Raw genomic sequence first — 17,129 nt, forward strand, 5'->3', positions numbered from 1 at the left:
TCTCGCCCACTCGCAGGCGAGCGGCTCAATTCTCTGAAATTGTAATTTTAGGATCTATGAGATGGCTAAGAAAACAGCGCTCATCGTGAGTGCGCATTCGGCTGACTTTGTCTGGCGTTGTGGCGGGGCAATCGCTGCCCACGCAGCAAAAGGTTACGACGTGACGGTGGTCTGTCTTTCCTATGGCGAACGCGGTGAAAGCGCCAAGCTTTGGAAGCAGGCGGATATGACCTTGGAGAAGGTCAAGACTGAACGTCGTCGTGAAGCTGAGAATGCCGCTAAGGCATTGGATGTTCATGACATACAGTTCTTTGACTTGGGCGATTACCCTATCGAAATGGACCGTGCTTCCAAAGACCGTCTGGTCGATGTAATGCGCGCTGTACAGCCGAGCTTTATCATGACCCACTCCAAATACGATCCGTACAACACGGACCATATGTATGTGTCGCAGTGGACCCTTGAATGCCGCGCTATTGCGCAGGCGTGGGGCCATAATCCAGGCCAGAAGATTTTGGGCGCGCCACAGGTCTATTTGTTCGAGCCGCACCAGACTGAGCAGATGGATTGGAAGCCAGATACCTTCCTCGACATCACCGATGTTTGGGACAAGAAGTGGGCCGCTATCCAGTGCATGGAAGGTCAGGAACACCTTTGGCACTACTACCGCAATGTCGCTGAGAACCGCGCCAACCATTTCACCCGCAACTCGGGCGGTCAGTCCGGTGGACGTCCGGCGAAATATGCCGAAGGCTTCCAGTCGATTTATCCACGTACCGTGGACGAACTCTAATGGGTGTTGTTGTTCAAAACATCGAACGGGCAGACCAATCGGTCATTGATCGTCTCGCCGCCTGTGGCGTGGCCACTGTGCATGAAGCTCAGGGCCGCAAGGGCATGCTCGCGAGTTACATGCGCCCGATCTACAAAGGTGCCCGTTTGGCCGCCAGTGCGGTGACGATCTCCTCACCGCCCGGCGATAATTGGATGTTGCACGTTGCCCTCGAGCAAATCCGCGCCGGGGATATACTGGTGCTGGCGCCAACGAGCCCGTGTGACAACGGTTATTTCGGCGATTTGCTGGCAACGTCAGCGCAATCTCGTGGCTGCAAAGGCCTAATCATTGATGCTGGCGTGCGTGATATCGCCGACCTCACCGAGATGAAGTTCCCAGTGTGGTCTAAGGCTGTTTCGGGGCAGGGCACGGTCAAAGAAACGCTTGGCTCGGTCAATGTCCCGATTGTCTGCGCCGGAGCGGCGATCAATGCGGGTGACGTGATCATCGCCGATGATGACGGGGTTTGCGTCGTGCGTCGGGAAGATGCAGCTGCTGTGGCCGACCAGGCTGAGGCACGCGTTGCTGCCGAAGAGGCGAAGCGCCAACGTCTTGCTGCTGGCGAGTTGGGCCTCGACATCTACAAGATGCGTGAACGCTTGGCCGAAAAGGGCCTCAAGTACATCTGAGGCTGCGGTTACTGCTAGAAGCAGATCATGAGAGGCCGGGTATCCGGCCTCTCACCGTGGCCGAAGTGTGCGCCGAGCAAAGCACTCGTCTCGTTTTACGGTCGATGGACGAGATTGACCGCGGTCACGATGAGGCGCTCAACGGTTTTTCCTTCGTCGCTCTCTAAGGAGCGGCAGGTGCCGTGCATGTGGAACGACTTGGTTTCTAAGCCAATCGCGAGAACAGCGTTGCCGACCATGGCATGAGCGCTTGCCGTGCTGCCAGTTCCCTCGATTGGGTCCAGCAACCGCACATCGTCTTGTGTGAAGCCATTTGCTTCGGCCCATTCCCACGCTGCAATTTCAGCGGCTTGTTCAGCTTCGCTGAGTTCGGGGCGCCCCTTAAAGGCGGGCAGGTAATGTCGGCCTTGGGCGAGGGTTTCTAAAAAACTTGGAATTTGATCTGGCGTGAGGCGGCCATAGCGGGCGCGCTGTGGCATGACAATGACCGAAGGGGCAAAGTGACAGCCGCCAAAGTGGGTGGTCTGCATCACATCAATGCCAAACGCCCCGGCTTGTTCTCGAAGGGCTTTGTAGATGGGGAAGCCGTAGCGCGCGCAACACGCATTCACCTTGGCATCAGTGCAGCACAAAATGACCGGACGCGGCAAAGCGGGACCGGTCAGTGGCGTGCCGTCGGCCCAAGCGCGAATGAGCGCTGCGGCCTCGGTCTGATTTGCGGGTAGGGCGGTGCGGCTGTCGGGGAATGACACCAGTTCCAAGTCTGGGCCGCCGTCGCTCTCAAGCAGCCCGACATAGCGGTTCGGGCCATAGGACTCGTGGATGGCGCGTTGCAGAACCTCATCCAAACCAGCCGACTGGTATCGTGGCCGACGCCATTTCCCTTTCGGCCAGCGGATAAACATGTGGCGCAGTGCCATTGCCCCGGTGCCAGCGAGAGGCTGGGCAATGGCGTAATCAGTGCAAAAGTCCATGGTTGAGGTTCTGCAGCCAGGCTTTAGTTGGCCTTCGCTGGATCAACGCCGTAGATGGCGGCGATTTCGTCCAGCAACATGTTGGCGCAGAAAATGCCGCCACCCGTGTTCCACACCAGTTCGCTCACGCGCTGGGCTTTGCCCGACTTGACGGCCTCAAGGTTCTGCCACAACGGGTCATTGGTCCACTCGGACAAATTCGCCTTGGCGTCTTCTGGGTCGGCATCATCGGAGAAGTAGAAGATGCGGTCACCGGCCATGTCTGGGATACGTTCCTTCTGGATTTCTTCTGCAAACTCATCCTTGTTCTGAGCTGCAGGACGTTGGAAGCCCATCTGGCCGAGAATGCCACCGGCGAAGGTGTCCTTGTAGTAAAGGCGGACACGACCGGGAGCGAAGCGCACCAGCGAGATCTCTTCAGCGAGCCCGTCACCAATCGAATTGGCGATCGTGGTAGCGCGGGCGTCGAAATCGGCCAGCGCCTGCTTGCCTTCCTCTGCCTTGCCGACGGCTTCGCTATAAAGGGTCATATTGTCCTTCCAGCTGCCGCTCAGATCCTCGGCGAAAACCGTGGGGGCAATGGCGGATAGCTGGTCGTAAATCTTCTCCTGACGCACCTTGTTGCCAATGATCAAGTCTGGCTCAAGGCTGGCGATGACCTCCAGATTGACAGCATTTTCAGTGCCAAGGGCGACCGTGTCCTTGAGCGCTTCGCTCAAATGGGCATACCACGGATCGCCGTCCCAGCTCTGGACCGCGCCAACAGGGATCACGCCGATAAAGACCAGCGCCTCAGTGCCTTCATTGGTCAGAATGACCACGCGCTGTGGCGCGTCTGGAACTGTTGTAACGCCCATGGCGTGTGTCACTTCGCGGGCCACGCTCGATCCGGCGAAGCCAAAGAGCGCCGAGCTCAGCACAGCGGCTGTTAGGAGGGATTTGATCATGGTAATGTGGTTTCTCTTGCGGATAAGGAGCGGGCCCACACTCGGGCCCGCGTTGAGGCTTATTTGCGGGTCGCTGGAAGCCCATAAATGGCTTCAATATCGTCGAGCATGACATTGGCTGCGAGGATGCCGCCGGCCGTATTCCATGTCGCGTCCGATACGCCCTGGGCTTTGCCAGCGGCGACTACGGGCAGCGCGGCCCACAGAGGGTCGGCCATCCATTCAGCGGCGGCCGTGTCTGCAGCGCCATCGCCAGTCTCGTAGATGAAGTAGAACAGACGGTCGCCTTGGAACTCAGGGATACGTTCCTTGGTCACTTCGTCGGCAAATTCGTCTCGGTCCTGGTTCGCTGGACGGGCAAAGCCGATCTGGCTCAGAACATTGCCGGCAAACGTGTCATTCAGGTAGATTCTTGTGCGTCCAGCCATGAAGCGAACGAGCGAAATCTCTTCTGCTTTGGCATCGCCTAGGGCAGCGCTCGTGGCCGCAATACGCGCGTCATAGGCGGCAAACGCAGCTTCAGCTTCGGCGGACTTGCCGACAGCCTCTGCATAGAGCTCCATGTTGATCTTCCAGTCGCCGCGCAGGCGCTCGGAAATCACCGTTGGAGCGATTGCCGACAGCTGTTCGTAGATCTGCTCATGGCGGATTTTGGTGCCGATGATCAGGTCTGGCTCAAGGGCAGCCAGAAGCTCGAGGTTAATCGCCGACTCTTCTCCCAGAACGGTCACATCGGCCATTTGATCGGCAATATGGTCATACCATGGATCGCCAAGCCAGGAGCGGACTGCGCCGACTGGGGTAATGCCAACGGCGAGCAGTGCCTCCGTCCCTTCATTGGTCAGCACCACCACGCGCTGCGGCGCGTCTAGGACATCCGTCGTGCCCATGGAATGGGTGACTTCACGGGCACCGGCCGATGACGCGAAGGCCGCAACACAAGCCACCGAGGCGGCGATTACAACAATCTTCAGATTGCGCATTTTGCACCTAACTTGACATTGATAGTCATGAATGCGCATAGCTCACACCAGAGTTTAACATGACTGTCAACTTCAAGTTTGAGGGCTAAGCTGAGTACGTCATCCGCACATCGCCAGTTCGGACCAATGCCCTCGATATATGCGGGTCTGATCATTACCCTCATCGCCGCAGTGCTCATCAGCATCTGCGTCGGTTATCGCGTCTATGGCCTTGACCAAGTCTGGCAGGCCATTGTCGCCTATGACGGATTGGAAACTGCCGTCGTCATTGCCAATTTGCGCCTGCCGCGCGCCTTGATCGCGCCACTGGTTGGGGCAGGGCTGGGCATCGCTGGCGTCCTCGTCCAGACGCTGTCTCGAAATCGCATTGCCTCGCCCGACACCTTGGGGCTGAACGCCGGGGCGTCTTTGGGCGTCGTCATTGCAAGTTTCTGGTTCGGTGTTGGGTCGCTGACCGGGCTTTCAATCGCGGCCGCCACGGGCGCGCTGGCAACAAGCGTGCTGGTATTTGCGATTGCTTCTAGCGCGGGCGGTCTGTCGCCCATTCGGATTGTGCTGATCGGGGTGACCTTTGCGGGCCTCGGGCACTCGCTGGTCGAAGTGGTCCTCAGCACCAATGAAGCGCAGCTCTCCCAACTTCTGTTCTGGCTTTCTGGCGCGTTTGTTGATCGCCCAATAGCCTTGGTGCAGACCGGTGCTCCCATCATTGCGCTAGGCGCGGTTCTTGCCATTGTGTTGGCGCGCCCGCTCGATGCTTTGCAGGCTGACGACTCGACGGCCACGGGCCTCGGGGTCCCCTTGTTCGCCGTGCGCGGCTTGAGCTTTTTGGCGGTGTCGCTGTTGACGGGCGCGTCAGTATCGATGGCTGGCCCGGTGGGCTTTATCGGCCTTGTCGTTCCGCACATTGCGCGTTGGCTGGTCGGCCTGAGCCATCGTCGTCTCATTCCGGCAGCAGCGCTGATTGGTGCCATCTACGCCACCACAGCTGACGTGGTCGCCCGCTTTGTCGTCTACCCCACGGAAGCGCCGGTGGGGGCGATCACTGCTGTTGTTGGCGGAATTGCGCTGCTGATTTTGTTGAAGCGGAGAGCCGCATGACCCCTTCGTCTTCGGCTGTGACCCAGTATCGAAACGCGATGAGCCTTGTGGCCATCATCGCCGTCTTCGTCCTGCTTTCCCTCAGCGCTGTTGCCTTTGGTTCAACCTGGATCGCCTTTGATAAGATCATCGGCGTTATTCTCGGCCTTGGCGAGAAGACGCAAAACATCATCGTCCTGCAATTGCGCCTCCCGCGCGTGGTCATGGCCATTTTGGCTGGTGGCGGCATGGCGGTCGCCGGGTTTCTTCTGCAAAAGGTCACGCGCAATAGCCTTGCTTCACCCGGCGTGCTGGGCGTCATCGATGGCTCGGCCCTGGGCGTTGTGCTGTTTCTGGCGCTGCTCTCTAACGAGTCCAATGCGTTGGTTACCTCCATTGCCTATCAGCCTGTTGCCGCCGCAATCGGCGCGTTTTTGGCGATCACGCTCGTCTTCACCCTATCGGGACGCCAGGCCTCATCGGCGATCCGACTTCTGCTGTTCGGCATTGCCGTTGCGGCGGTTGCTAAGGCCCTCACCGTCATTTTCATGCTGATCGGGCCGATCTATCGCGCCACGCAGGCCCAGCGATGGCTGGCTGGGGCGGTCAACGAGGTGAACTGGGGGGAAATTCAGATCACCGCGATTGCGCTTCTGCCCATCATGATTTTGGTGCTGCTGGCCGCGCGGCGTCTGCCACCTGCTGATCTCGATGAAGTTTCGGCGCGGTCCGTCGGGCTCAACCTGCCGGTCTTTCGCATCGTGATTTTCGCGCTCGCCGCGAGCCTGACCGCTCTCTCGGTCTCCTTTGTTGGCGCTGTCGGCTTCATCGGCCTTATGGCGCCGCATCTGGCGCGCTTGCTGGTTGGGCGCAATGTCTATGCCGGTATTGTCGCCAGCTTCCTGCTCGGCGCTATTTTCCTCGTCGGTGCCGACATGATCGTGCGGGTTCTGTTCTCGCCGATTGAGGTGCCCGCGGGCACTGTGACCGCCATTATTGGCGCTCCCTATTTTCTATTCCTGCTGATGGGCAAGCAACGCAATGACGGATAAATCCTGCTCCCGCATCGATGTGCGCGATCTCAGCCTTTCCTATGGCAAGGTCAATGTGCTGCAGTCTTTGTCGCTGCCCATCGAGCGCGGTAAAATTACCGTTCTGGCCGGGCCTAATGGGTGTGGCAAGTCCACTCTGCTCCGCGCTATTCGCCGCCTGCATAAGCCCACCTCTGGTGGTATTTTCCTCGAAGAGCTCGACATTTCTCGGCTGGGCGAGAAGGCGCTGGCGCGACAGATCGGCCTTTTGGCCCAAAGCCCTTCCGCGCCGGAAGACATGACGGTTGAGGAACTGGTTCGGCTGGGCCGCTATCCGCACCAATCCATGCTGCAACCGTGGAGCCGGGATGATGCGTCAGCATTGGAAAGCGCCATGGCAGGGACGGGCGTCACAGCCTTGCGCGATCGTCGCATCGGGTCGCTCTCCGGCGGTCAGTTGCAGCGCGTCTGGATTGCGATGGTCTTGGCACAGCAGACCGACGTGGTGTGTCTCGATGAGCCGGTCAACCACTTGGACATGGCCCATCAGCTCGATTGCCTCGATCTCGTGCGGGAACTCAAGGAGGGGTTCGGGCGCACTGTTGTGCTGGTGCTGCATGACCTCAATCTGGCGGCGCGCTACGCCGATCATCTGGTGTTTTTGCGCGACGGTGCCATTGCGGCCAGCGGATCGCCGGAAGATCTGATGACCGAAGACACTATTGCGCGCGTGTTCGACGTGCGTGCCCGTGTCATCATCGATCCTGTGCACCAGCGTCCCTTGTGCATTCCGCTGAGCACCGTCAGGGCCGCAGAATAGCGCCTTCATGCGCTAGGTCCTGCGTGGTGCGCCCGCTTTTGTAGAGGGACCTAGTGCGGATTTAGGGAATTCTGACAAGTTGATCCCACCTGCAGTGGCGTGATGATCTCGCCATGTCAGGCTTTGTCTACATACTTGCCGATACGCGCCGTGGCCGCACCCATATCGGCGTGACCAGTGATCTCCAGCGCCTTGTGTATGAGCATCGCGAAGGGCTCGTGCCGGGATATGCCAAGAAAAACACTATCAAGCGCTTGGTGTATTTGGGGGAGCATGGAGAGATCACCGATGCGATCCAGCGGGAGACATCGCTCAAGCGATGGTATCGCGCGTGGAAGGAAGCGCTGATTGCGCAAGCAAATCCTGAGTGGCGCGATCTCTGGGATGAGATCGGGGACTAGGCCTGGTCATGCCTTTTTTCAGACCATCCTCGCACGTCATCCTCGGCTCGATCCGAGGAGACTGTACTTTGGGAAGGCCCGGCAAGTGTAGAGCCCTCGGGTCAAGCCCGAGGGTGACGGCTGGTGGGGTGGAGGTAAATCGGCCCAATAGCGTTTAAATTAGACGTCAACCAGTAACTTCTTTTGCAGTTTATCTACGATGAGGCGCTTTACGCTCCAGCCGTTCGCTGCGCAGGCTGAATCTGCTATGGTCACTACGGTTGGATCAGTCTGTTCGCAAGTGATAATGGCCAAAATTGCGTCTCTTGGTACTTCAAACAGGTGGTACCCGTTGTTCACGATGTCCACCTCTGTAAGCGGCCTCATGGCTCGCCATTCTTGTTCATATTTCCATTCGTCTGATTTTGTTGCGAGGAAGTCCGTGTTCTCTAATTCAAGCCAGTTGTTTACGGTCCGGGTTCCGTAGGTAATTGGCCGCAGGCCCATGAGGCCCTTCCGTTTAAAGAACGGATGGCTGCTGTCGAACTCTACGACATAACCGCGATAATTGTGAGCGTAGTGTGCCCACATTGGTGCGGACGTTGGCGTAGCAGAAAGACAGAAGACGCCATATTCCGCGTCGAGCGTTTGCTCCATTATTGCGCTGTTTACAGGAAAGTTAGCCGCATAAGTTGTGACGGCCTGAAATAGATGTTCTCGTAAGTCAGTAAGAAATTGGCTGTTCGAGGAAGCTGTTTTTGCCATTTCGGCGGCTGTTTCAGCACTTTCCCCGTGACGTATCGCTGCTTGGTAGATTTCAGTCTCCAAATCGACTTCGTCCACCTGCTGTCGAAGACTGAATGGGCCACTCTCTGGAAAGACTGATTTTGCGATGCTGACCCCCTCAAATGGATCGTTCAGCTGACTGATTTTCGAATAACATACCAGTCTGTTCTGCAGAAACTCGGCGCGATTTGGCGGGTAGTATTTGTAGAGATTTGTAGAGATTTCCGCTGGTGCGAGACGTGGCGACACGAGTTCACCTTCTGTGATTTCTTTCGAGAACGTGGATCGATTCATCTAAGAAACGGGATGGGCTGCCTACTCCTTTCTCAACTACACCCCGTAGTCGTCCCGCAAGTATCGCACTTTAGGCACGTCCCATTCCGCACCATCGTAAAGTTGTGGCATTCAGTGCATTGGTCGCCGGTGTAGCCCTTCATTTGGGCTTCGGCGCGGAGGAGCCCGGTGTCCTTTGAGGGCGGCGGGGCTGGGAGGGGGGAGAGTTCGGCGGCGTTGAGCGCTGTTGGGCTCGGCTCAATTTTGAGGGCTGTGCCGGAGCGGAGCGCCGTCACCGTGCTGGTGTTGGTGCCCAAGGGTGACAGTGGAGAAAGTTCGGCTGTCGGGACGAGCATGAGTGACGTGTTCGCCGTGCGGCCGCGGGTCATGCCGCGCGAGACAAATTGTGCCGCAGGAACGGGTGTTGGGGCCGTGCGGGCGTCGTGGTCTTCGGCGACGCCTTTGCCCAGCGCCGTGGGCGTGTCGGGGTTAACATGCGCGAGGTCGTCGCGGTCGAGGTAAGACACGGCCAGCTCGCGGAAGACGTAGTCGAGAATGGATGTGGCGTTCTTGATGCGGTCATTGCCTTGGACCATGCCGGCGGGCTCGAAGCGGGTGAAGGTGAAGGCCTCCACATATTCATCGAGCGGCACGCCATATTGCAGGCCCAGAGAAATGGCGATGGCAAAATTGTTCATCATGGCGCGGAAGGCGGCGCCTTCCTTGTGCATGTCGATAAAGATTTCGCCCAAGCGACCATCGTCATATTCGCCCGTGCGGACATAGACTTTGTGGCCGCCGACCACGGCCTTTTGGGTGTAGCCCTTGCGGCGGTCAGGCATTTTCTCGCGTTCGCGCAGGCGCTCGACAATTTTCTCGACAATGACTTCGGTGCGAGCAGCGGCGGGCATGGCGGCAAAGGTTTCCACCACGTCGTCTTCGTCATCATTGTCATTGGCGAGAAGCGAGGCATTGAGCGGCTGGCTCAGCTTGGAGCCGTCGCGATAGAGCGCGTTGGCTTTGAGACCCAAGCGCCAGGACTGCATATAGGCGTTTTTCGTGTCGTCGACCGTCGCGTCATTGGGCATGTTGATAGTCTTGGAAATCGCCCCGGTAATGAAGGGCTGAGCGGCGGCCATCATGAATATGTGGCTATCGACCGAAAGATAGCGCTTGCCGATCTTTCCGCAGGGGGTGGCGCAATCAAAGACGGGCAGGTGTTCGGCCTTGAGGTGCGGCGCGCCTTCGAGCGTCATAGCTCCGCAGACATGGGTGTTTGCGGATTCAATCTCGGCCTTGGAGAAGCCAAGGAAGGACAGAAGCTCAAAACTTGAATCGGCCAGCTGGGCGTCGGTAACCCCAAGGGTTTTGAGAAAATCGACCCCAAGCGTCCATCGGTTGAAGACGAACTTGATGTCGAATGCCGACTTGAGCGCGCCGTTGAGGGCCTCAATCTTGTCCTCAGTAAAACCCTTAGCGTTTAGGCTGGCCGGATTGATGGCCGGGGCTTGGTTGAGATTGCCGTGGCCTACGGCATAGCCTTCCATCTCCGCGATTTGGCTTTCGGAATAGCCTAGCGTCCTCAGGGCCGGGGGCACGGCGCGGTTGATGATTTTAAAATAGCCGCCACCCGCGAGTTTTTTGAATTTTACCAGCGCAAAATCGGGCTCAATGCCGGTGGTGTCGCAATCCATGACGAGGCCAATGGTGCCCGTGGGTGCGATCACGGAGACCTGCGCATTGCGGAAACCGTGCTCACTGCCCAAGGCGAGCGCGTCGTCCCAGGCTTGCTTGGCACGCGCGGCGAGCGTGGCGTCAGAGAGGTTGGCGTGGTCGAGGGCGACTGGCGCGATAGAAAGGCCTTCGTAGCCGGAGGTTTGACCGTGAGCGGCGCGGCGGTGATTGCGGATGACGCGCAGCATATGCGCGGCATTGCGGGGATAATCGGCGAAGGGGCCGAGCTCCTTGGCCATTTCGGCGGAGGTAGCGTAGCTGACCCCGGTCATGACGGCGGTGATGGCCCCGGTGATGGCGCGGCCGATGGCGCTGTCATAGGGAATGCCGGAGGTCATGAGATAGCCCCCGATATTGGCGTAGCCAATGCCGAGCGTGCGGTATTCGAAAGAGCGGGTGGCAATGGCGCGCGAGGGGAACTGCGCCATCATCACCGAGATTTCGAGCACAATGGTCCAGAGGCGGACGGTGTGTTCGAACGCCTCGGTGTCGAAACTCCCGTCGACCTGACGATAGGGCAGCAGATTAACCGAGCAGAGATTGCAGGCCGTGTCGTCGAGGAACATGTATTCCGAGCACGGATTGGAAGCTGTGATGGGGCCTGCGGCGGGGGACGTGTGCCACTCATTGATGGTCGTGTGGAATTGCAGCCCCGGATCAGCCGAAGCCCAGGCGGCGTGGCCGATCTGATCCCAGAGATCGCGCGCCTTTAGCGTCTTGAAGGTGCTGCCATCGCGGCGGCCGGTGAGGGCAAAATCCGCGTCGGCTTCGACCGCGTGCAAAAACGCGTCGGTGACACGAATAGAATTGTTCGAGTTTTGACCGGAAACCGTCAGATAGGCCTCGCTGTCCCAATCGGTGTCGTAGACCGGGAAGTCGATGTCGGTAAAACCTTGGCGGGCGAATTGGATGACGCGGAAAATGTAGTTTTCCGGGACGAGCGCCTTTTTGGCGGCGCGGACTTCACGCTTGAGGGCTGGGTTTTTGCTGACGTCAAAGCACTCGTCGCCCACCCCGCCTTCGCAATTGATGGCAGCCTTCATGACGGCCTTCAAATGCTTGGAAACGGTTTTGGAGCCGGTCACCAGAGCGGCGACCTTTTGCTCTTCTTTGACCTTCCAGTTGATGAATTCTTCGATGTCGGGGTGGTCGATATCGACAACCACCATTTTGGCGGCGCGTCGTGTTGTGCCGCCCGATTTGATCGCCCCCGCGGCGCGGTCGCCGATTTTGAGAAAGCTCATCAGCCCGGAGGACTTGCCGCCCCCCGAGAGTTTTTCGCCTGAGCCGCGCAGGGCGGAGAAATTGGTGCCGGTGCCGGAGCCGTATTTGAAAAGGCGCGCTTCGCGGACCCAAAGGTCCATGATGCCGTTCTCGTTGACGAGATCATCGTCCACTGACTGGATGAAGCAAGCGTGCGGCTGCGGGTGCTCATAGGCCGAGGTGGAGGCCGTCAGTTCATGGGTGAAGGGGTCGACGTAATAGTGGCCCTGACCGGGGCCGTCGATACCATAGGCCCAGTGCAGGCCCGTGTTGAACCATTGCGGAGAGTTCGGCGCAACGCGCTGGGTGGCGAGCATGTAGCACAGCTCGTCATAAAAAGCGCGGGCGTCGTCTTCGGTGTCGAAATAGCCGCCTTTAAAACCCCAATAGGTCCATGTCCCTGCAAGGCGATCAAAGACCTGACGGCTGTCGCGCTCGGAGCCATAGCGCAGGTCGGCGGGCATAAGGGCGAGGGCGGCTTCGTCCGGAACCGAACGCCAGAGCCATGAGGGGACCGCGTGCTCTTCGACACGTTTGAGCGCTGCAGGGACACCCGCTTTGCGAAAATATTTTTGGGCGATGATGTCGGTGGCGACCTGAGACCAGCTCGCTGGGATGGCGATGTCTTCGAGCTTGAAAACGGTCGAGCCATTGGGATTCCGAATTTCGCTAGTGGCGGAGCGGAAGTCGATGGTCGCGTAGCGATCAGAGGTGGCGGTCGTAAAACGGCGGGTGATACGCATTTCGGTCTCTGGGCTCTGGTGTTGGACGGCTCACACAGGAGTATTGAACGGTATGAAAAGCCCGAATGGAGTGAGAGTCGAGACGCTATTTTGCGAGTGCGATCACACCATCCATAGTGGTGAATTTTGATCAAACGTCAAAATCTAGTATTTTATATGGCTATAGGAAGCGCGCTTCACAAGCCTTCGCACTCCTTAATTGCGGGCGCGCGGATGCTCCGTAAAGGCTGAGGTTTTGCCCATAATGCGCGACGCCAGTTGCGGAATTCAGATTGGGCTTTCGGCCTTGAATCAGGCGCGGGGGTGTCAAGCGCAAGAATTTGGTCAATGGCCTTGCGGTAATAGGCCGGGGATAGAAAAAGCCCTTTGGTGGGTCCGATTGTCGCAAGAAAGAATTGGATCAGGGGGCAGGCCATGCTAAACCGCCCAGAGTATTGACGACCAATTCTTCTGGAATCGACAAGTGGCCAAGTCCGGTATCAAGCAATTCCTGAGTGAAATCTTTGCGTGGTGGGGTGGCAACACCTGGGGGACACGCCTTTGGATCAAGCGCTTTGGCGATTATGTGGGCTCCGATGAGTTCGGCAATCGCTATTATCAGGATCGCAAAGCGAACCGTCGCTATGTTACCTATGCGGGTGGCTTTGCTGACGCCTCGGCGATTCCGCCCGGTTGGCATGGTTGGATGCATCACCGCACGGATACTGTGCCGAGTGGAGCAAATTACCAGCCTCGCGCTTGGGAAAAGCCGCACGAGAAGAATCTCACTGGCACTGCCGCAGCCTACCGTCCTGAAGGTAGCTTGCTGAAGTCCGGTGAACGTCCGCAGGTTACCGGCGACTACCAAGCGTGGTCGCCCGAATAAGGATTTTGGGCTTGCCCTTTCTCCGTCGTCTCATTTCTCGGTCGCTGCTGGCAGCGACCGTTTTTGCTTTCTCGGCCCCCGCATTCGCGCAGCCGATTGCCAACCCCATCGCGACCTTTGCTGGGCTCGATAAAATTACGGGGCGCATCACCCGTTTTGACGTCTATATTGATGAGACGGTGTTGTTCGGCGCCCTCGAGATGACGCCGCGTGCCTGCTACAATCGGTCGAGCAAAGACACGGTGCAGCGCACCTCGGCCTTTTTGGAAGTCGATCAGCGCAGTCTCGACGGGAGTGCCGAGCGGATTTTTACCGGCTGGATGTTTGCCGATAGTCCGGCCCTAAATGCCGTAGATCACGCCGTTTATGACGTCTGGCTGATTGAGTGCAAAACCTCGACCGACGTTCCGCCACCAGCCAATAGATAGTCTGGATTTCGCCGCGCATTTGGAGGCATACTGACCCGATCAGCGTTTGATCGGGGAGTGAGATGCTGACTGAACCCAAAATTGTCGCGCGCGAAGCACAGACCTTCGCCTTTATGCGCGTGGTGGTGCCTCAGCCTGAGATTGGCCGTGTCGCGCCGCCGCTCGTCGATCAGCTTATTGCTTGGATTGAAGAGATGGGTGGGACCGTCGCCGGCCGATCCTTCTTCAATTACCCGCGCTGCTATTCAGATGGCGGCATGGAAGTGATCGTTGGCGTACCGACGACCACCATGATGACGCCATCAGGGGAGGTGAGCACGGCAATCTTGCCCGCCGGGCGCTACGCCTCCCTGCACGCCAATGTCGACTATCACAAGTTGCATGATGCCAATCGGGTCTTGGGCGAGTGGGTTGAACGGGAAGGCTTGGAGCTTGATGGACGGCGCGACGGGCAGGGCTCGTGGAGCGATAGCACGCGGCTCGAGATTTATCACCTCGACCCCGGCGAGCATCCCAGCGGAATGCCCGTCACCGAGATCGCTTTTCGGTTAATGCGTTGAGTCAGTAAAGCTCGTCTAGTGTGTTGTAAAAGCGAAACTTTTCTGCGTTCCACTCGACCCCGTAAAGGTCGAGAAAGGGCCGGACGTGCTCTTGGCCGACATTGTACGCGATGGAGCGGCAGGCAATTGAAAGGTCTTGCCACACATCGGCCGTTCCCAGGCGGGTGCAATCGACCATGCCAGAAAAGCGCTCATCGTCGCTCAGAATATTGGGGGCTGAAGGATCGCCGTGGGTGACGATCAGCTCACTCTCTGTGGGTCTATTGACGTTGAGCCAGGCGATCACGTCCTCCGCCGTGGAACCGATCCAGTCCTGGTCGAAATCGCTTTCGTCAACGAGCTTTGCCGCAGAGCGTTGGGTGCCGAGATCGATGCGAGCCGCGATGGAGTGATCGAAGGGGCATTGGCGCGGGTCGAGCGCATGCATGCGCTTGAGGCCCTGCGAATAGGCGCGGATGAACAATTCGGGTTTGTCGCGCAAGTGCGTCAGGTCTGAACCGGGCACGGCACTCATCAGCAGCCAGACGCGGTCGGCGCTCTGTTCGGCGTCGATGACGCGCGGGGATTTGAAGCCCATTTTGGTGAGCCAGTTCAGCCGCTCGATCTCGCCGGGGAGTTCGGCGAGAGGGTGGTTGGCTTCCGATTTCAGGAAAACAAAATTGCCGTCGCGAAGCGCAATTTGCCAGACCGAAGCGGCAGACTTGCCGATGGTAATCTTCTGCCACTCGAGGTCCTTGAGAGGCGCAAAGCTCTCAGGCAGGTCGGTCGGTTTGCTCATCTATCTCTTCCCATGCCCACCAATCTCCCATGTGTTCGAGAGATTTAGCCAAGCGTTCCTCATAGTCTTCGCGTGGTATCTCAATTCCGCCTAGCGAGGCTAGATGTGGCGTGAGGAATTGGGTGTCGAGGAGAACGAAATTTCCCGCGCGGAGGCGTTCCACAAGATGGGCCATAGCCGCTTTTGAAGCGTCAGTTTGACGATGGAACATGCTCTCGCCGAAGAAGGCGCCGCCAATGGCGAGACCATAAAGTCCACCAACCAATTGCTCGCCGTCCCAAACCTCAACCGTATGGGCAATGCCGCGCTCAAATAGCTCGCCATAGACGGAGCGAATGGTCGAGTTGATCCAAGTCGAATGTCGATCTTTGCCGACAGTGGAACAGCCATTGAGAATGCCGTCCCAATCACTATCGACGCGAATGGTCCAGCCCGATTTCCGCATGGTTCTGCGCAAGGATTTGGAGGCGTGGAATTTCTCGAGCGGGATGATGCCGCGCTCTTCGGGAGACACCCAAAAGACGTTCTCGTCGGTAGCATCTTCCGCCATCGGAAATATGCCCGAGCAATAGGCGCGGATGATCAGTTCTGGAGTGAGTTCGATGTCGAACGGGTCTTGAGGGTCGGTCATGGGAATATGATAAGGGGCGCTTGCGCGCCCCTCAAATGATTAGACCTTGTTCTCAGCCAAGAACTTTTCCAGCCAATGGATGTCGTAGTTGCCGTTTTGAATATCGGCTTCCTTGATCAGGCGCTGGAAGAGCGGGAGCGTGGTCTTGACGCCATCGATGACGAACTCATCAACCGCACGGCGCAGACGCTGCAGGCATTCTTCGCGGGTGCGACCGTAAACGATCAGCTTGCCGATCAGCGAGTCATAATAGGGCGGGATCTTGTAGCCCTGGTAGACGGCGCTATCGACGCGCACACCAACGCCACCAGCGGGGTGGTAGAAGGTGATCGTGCCGGGTGACGGCGCAAAGGTCTGCGGATCTTCGGCGTTGATACGCACTTCGATCGCATGGCCAGTGAACTTGACCTGATCCTGCGTCATCGAGAGCTTTTCGCCCGAAGCAACACGGATCTGTTCGTACACGAGGTCGATGCCGGTGATGCGTTCGGTGACCGGATGTTCCACCTGCAGGCGGGTGTTCATTTCAATGAAATAGAACTCGCCGTTTTCGTAGAGGAACTCGATCGTGCCAGCACCGGAGTATTTGAGCTTGCGCATAGCGGCAGCACAAATTTCACCGATCTCGTCACGTTCTTCCGGCTTGATGGTCGGGCCACCAGCTTCTTCCCAGACCTTCTGGTGACGACGCTGGAGCGAGCAATCGCGCACGCCGAGGTGCACGGCATTGCCCTGACCGTCGCCCAGGATCTGGACTTCGATGTGGCGTGGCTTGCCCAGGTACTTTTCCATGTACACAGAGTCATTGCCAAACGCGGCCTTGGCTTCCGAGCGGGCAGTGGACCAAGCGACCAGGAGGTCAGCTTCAGTCTGCGCCACCTTCATGCCACGACCACCACCACCAGCGGTTGCCTTGATCAGGACCGGATAGCCGATGCGACGTGCATCTTCGAGGGCCTGTTCTTCGGTTTCCACGGCACCGGCAGAACCGGGAACAACTGGAATGCCGAGTTCAACAGCGGTCTTCTTCGCGGTGATCTTGTCGCCCATGATTTCGATATGGTGCGACGAAGGACCGATGAAGGTGACGTTGTGCTCGGAGAGGATCTTGGCGAAGCGCGCGTTTTCGGAAAGGAAACCATAGCCCGGGTGCACAGCGTCGGCGCCAGTGATCTCACATGCAGCCATGATAGCTGGAATGTTGAGATAGCTGTCCTTGGCGGCGTTCGGGCCGATACAGACGCTTTCGTCCGCAAGGCGAACGTGCATGGCATTGGCGTCAGCCGTGGAGTGAACCGCCACGGTCTGAATACCCAATTCCTTACACGCGCGCAGAATGCGCAGCGCGATTTCACCGCGATTGGCGATCAGGACTTTCTGGAACATGGTCGC

General features: G+C 58.2%; 17 protein-coding genes. 9 read left to right on the plus strand and 8 right to left on the minus strand.

Features of this window, described 5'->3' with window-relative positions:
* Positions 1–61 precede the first annotated feature (61 nt).
* Both HKD40_RS00445 and HKD40_RS00450 read left to right on the plus strand, forming a co-directional pair.
* On the plus strand, positions 62–793 hold the full coding sequence (locus HKD40_RS00445) for a PIG-L deacetylase family protein (protein ID WP_169193756.1): 732 nt from the start codon (positions 62–64) through the stop codon (positions 791–793).
* The gene (locus HKD40_RS00450; RefSeq protein WP_169193757.1) at positions 793–1,464 is read left to right on the plus strand and encodes a 4-carboxy-4-hydroxy-2-oxoadipate aldolase/oxaloacetate decarboxylase; all 672 of its coding nucleotides are present in this window, start codon (positions 793–795) and stop codon (positions 1,462–1,464) included. Before HKD40_RS00445 ends, HKD40_RS00450 begins: the two co-directional genes overlap by 1 nt.
* 95 nt (positions 1,465–1,559) lie before the next feature.
* On the opposite strand, the gene HKD40_RS00455 is transcribed toward HKD40_RS00450, so the two are convergent.
* From HKD40_RS00455 to HKD40_RS00465, 3 genes are read right to left on the minus strand one after another with little or no spacing between them, the layout of a single operon-like run.
* Positions 1,560–2,438, minus strand: a complete 879-nt coding sequence (locus tag HKD40_RS00455; RefSeq protein WP_169193758.1) for a sucrase ferredoxin — start codon at positions 2,436–2,438, stop codon at positions 1,560–1,562.
* A gap of 23 nt (positions 2,439–2,461) precedes the next feature.
* Positions 2,462–3,385, minus strand: coding sequence for an iron-siderophore ABC transporter substrate-binding protein (locus HKD40_RS00460; RefSeq protein WP_169193759.1), 924 nt, complete (start codon positions 3,383–3,385; stop codon positions 2,462–2,464).
* Positions 3,386–3,444: 59 nt separating this feature from the next.
* The gene (locus HKD40_RS00465) at positions 3,445–4,368 is read right to left on the minus strand and encodes an iron-siderophore ABC transporter substrate-binding protein (RefSeq protein ID WP_169193760.1); all 924 of its coding nucleotides are present in this window, start codon (positions 4,366–4,368) and stop codon (positions 3,445–3,447) included.
* Between the two features lie 126 nt (positions 4,369–4,494).
* Here HKD40_RS00465 and HKD40_RS00470 point away from each other — a divergent pair, with 126 nt between their 5' ends.
* The 4 genes from HKD40_RS00470 to HKD40_RS00485 all read left to right on the plus strand — a co-directional run bounded on the left by HKD40_RS00470 (position 4,495) and on the right by HKD40_RS00485 (position 7,697).
* Positions 4,495–5,466: an iron ABC transporter permease gene (locus HKD40_RS00470; protein WP_210256983.1), complete on the plus strand. Its 972-nt coding sequence runs from the start codon at positions 4,495–4,497 to the stop codon at positions 5,464–5,466.
* The gene (locus HKD40_RS00475; protein WP_169193761.1) at positions 5,463–6,497 is read left to right on the plus strand and encodes an iron ABC transporter permease; all 1,035 of its coding nucleotides are present in this window, start codon (positions 5,463–5,465) and stop codon (positions 6,495–6,497) included. Before HKD40_RS00470 ends, HKD40_RS00475 begins: the two co-directional genes overlap by 4 nt.
* Positions 6,487–7,296: an ABC transporter ATP-binding protein gene (locus tag HKD40_RS00480; RefSeq protein ID WP_169193762.1), complete on the plus strand. Its 810-nt coding sequence runs from the start codon at positions 6,487–6,489 to the stop codon at positions 7,294–7,296. Before HKD40_RS00475 ends, HKD40_RS00480 begins: the two co-directional genes overlap by 11 nt.
* A 113-nt stretch (positions 7,297–7,409) precedes the next feature.
* On the plus strand, positions 7,410–7,697 hold the full coding sequence (locus HKD40_RS00485) for a GIY-YIG nuclease family protein (protein WP_169193763.1): 288 nt from the start codon (positions 7,410–7,412) through the stop codon (positions 7,695–7,697).
* A gap of 159 nt (positions 7,698–7,856) precedes the next feature.
* Here the strand turns inward: HKD40_RS00485 and HKD40_RS18135 are convergent, their stop codons facing one another.
* Positions 7,857–8,711: a DUF2971 domain-containing protein gene (locus HKD40_RS18135; RefSeq protein ID WP_169193764.1), complete on the minus strand. Its 855-nt coding sequence runs from the start codon at positions 8,709–8,711 to the stop codon at positions 7,857–7,859.
* Positions 8,712–8,788: 77 nt separating this feature from the next.
* Positions 8,789–12,475 (minus strand): vitamin B12-dependent ribonucleotide reductase, encoded by a 3,687-nt coding sequence (locus tag HKD40_RS00495; protein WP_169193765.1) that lies wholly within the window; start codon positions 12,473–12,475, stop codon positions 8,789–8,791.
* Positions 12,476–12,953: 478 nt separating this feature from the next.
* Here HKD40_RS00495 and HKD40_RS00500 point away from each other — a divergent pair, with 478 nt between their 5' ends.
* The 3 genes from HKD40_RS00500 to HKD40_RS00510 all read left to right on the plus strand — a co-directional run bounded on the left by HKD40_RS00500 (position 12,954) and on the right by HKD40_RS00510 (position 14,328).
* On the plus strand, positions 12,954–13,340 hold the full coding sequence (locus tag HKD40_RS00500) for an NADH:ubiquinone oxidoreductase subunit NDUFA12 (RefSeq protein ID WP_169194166.1): 387 nt from the start codon (positions 12,954–12,956) through the stop codon (positions 13,338–13,340).
* A 44-nt stretch (positions 13,341–13,384) separates the two neighbouring features.
* Positions 13,385–13,768 carry a DUF2155 domain-containing protein gene (locus tag HKD40_RS00505; protein WP_248305862.1) on the plus strand — a complete coding sequence of 128 codons (384 nt, stop codon included), beginning with the start codon at positions 13,385–13,387 and terminating at the stop codon, positions 13,766–13,768.
* Between the two features lie 62 nt (positions 13,769–13,830).
* The gene (locus tag HKD40_RS00510; RefSeq protein ID WP_169193766.1) at positions 13,831–14,328 is read left to right on the plus strand and encodes a GyrI-like domain-containing protein; all 498 of its coding nucleotides are present in this window, start codon (positions 13,831–13,833) and stop codon (positions 14,326–14,328) included.
* A 1-nt stretch (position 14,329) separates the two neighbouring features.
* On the opposite strand, the gene HKD40_RS00515 is transcribed toward HKD40_RS00510, so the two are convergent.
* Genes HKD40_RS00515 through accC form a run of 3 tightly spaced genes read right to left on the minus strand, consistent with a single transcriptional unit; the run spans position 14,330 to position 17,123 of the window.
* A complete protein-coding gene (locus tag HKD40_RS00515; RefSeq protein ID WP_169193767.1) occupies positions 14,330–15,106 on the minus strand; it encodes an APH(3') family aminoglycoside O-phosphotransferase in 777 nt (258 codons plus the stop codon).
* Positions 15,081–15,737: a leucyl/phenylalanyl-tRNA--protein transferase gene (aat, locus tag HKD40_RS00520; RefSeq protein WP_169193768.1), complete on the minus strand. Its 657-nt coding sequence runs from the start codon at positions 15,735–15,737 to the stop codon at positions 15,081–15,083. The genes HKD40_RS00515 and aat overlap by 26 nt, the downstream gene beginning before the upstream one ends.
* A 39-nt stretch (positions 15,738–15,776) precedes the next feature.
* The gene (gene accC, locus HKD40_RS00525) at positions 15,777–17,123 is read right to left on the minus strand and encodes an acetyl-CoA carboxylase biotin carboxylase subunit (protein WP_169193769.1); all 1,347 of its coding nucleotides are present in this window, start codon (positions 17,121–17,123) and stop codon (positions 15,777–15,779) included.
* Positions 17,124–17,129: the final 6 nt, after the last annotated feature.

It is taken from the genome of Devosia sp. MC1541 (assembly GCF_012847305.1).
Lineage (GTDB): Bacteria > Pseudomonadota > Alphaproteobacteria > Rhizobiales > Devosiaceae > Devosia.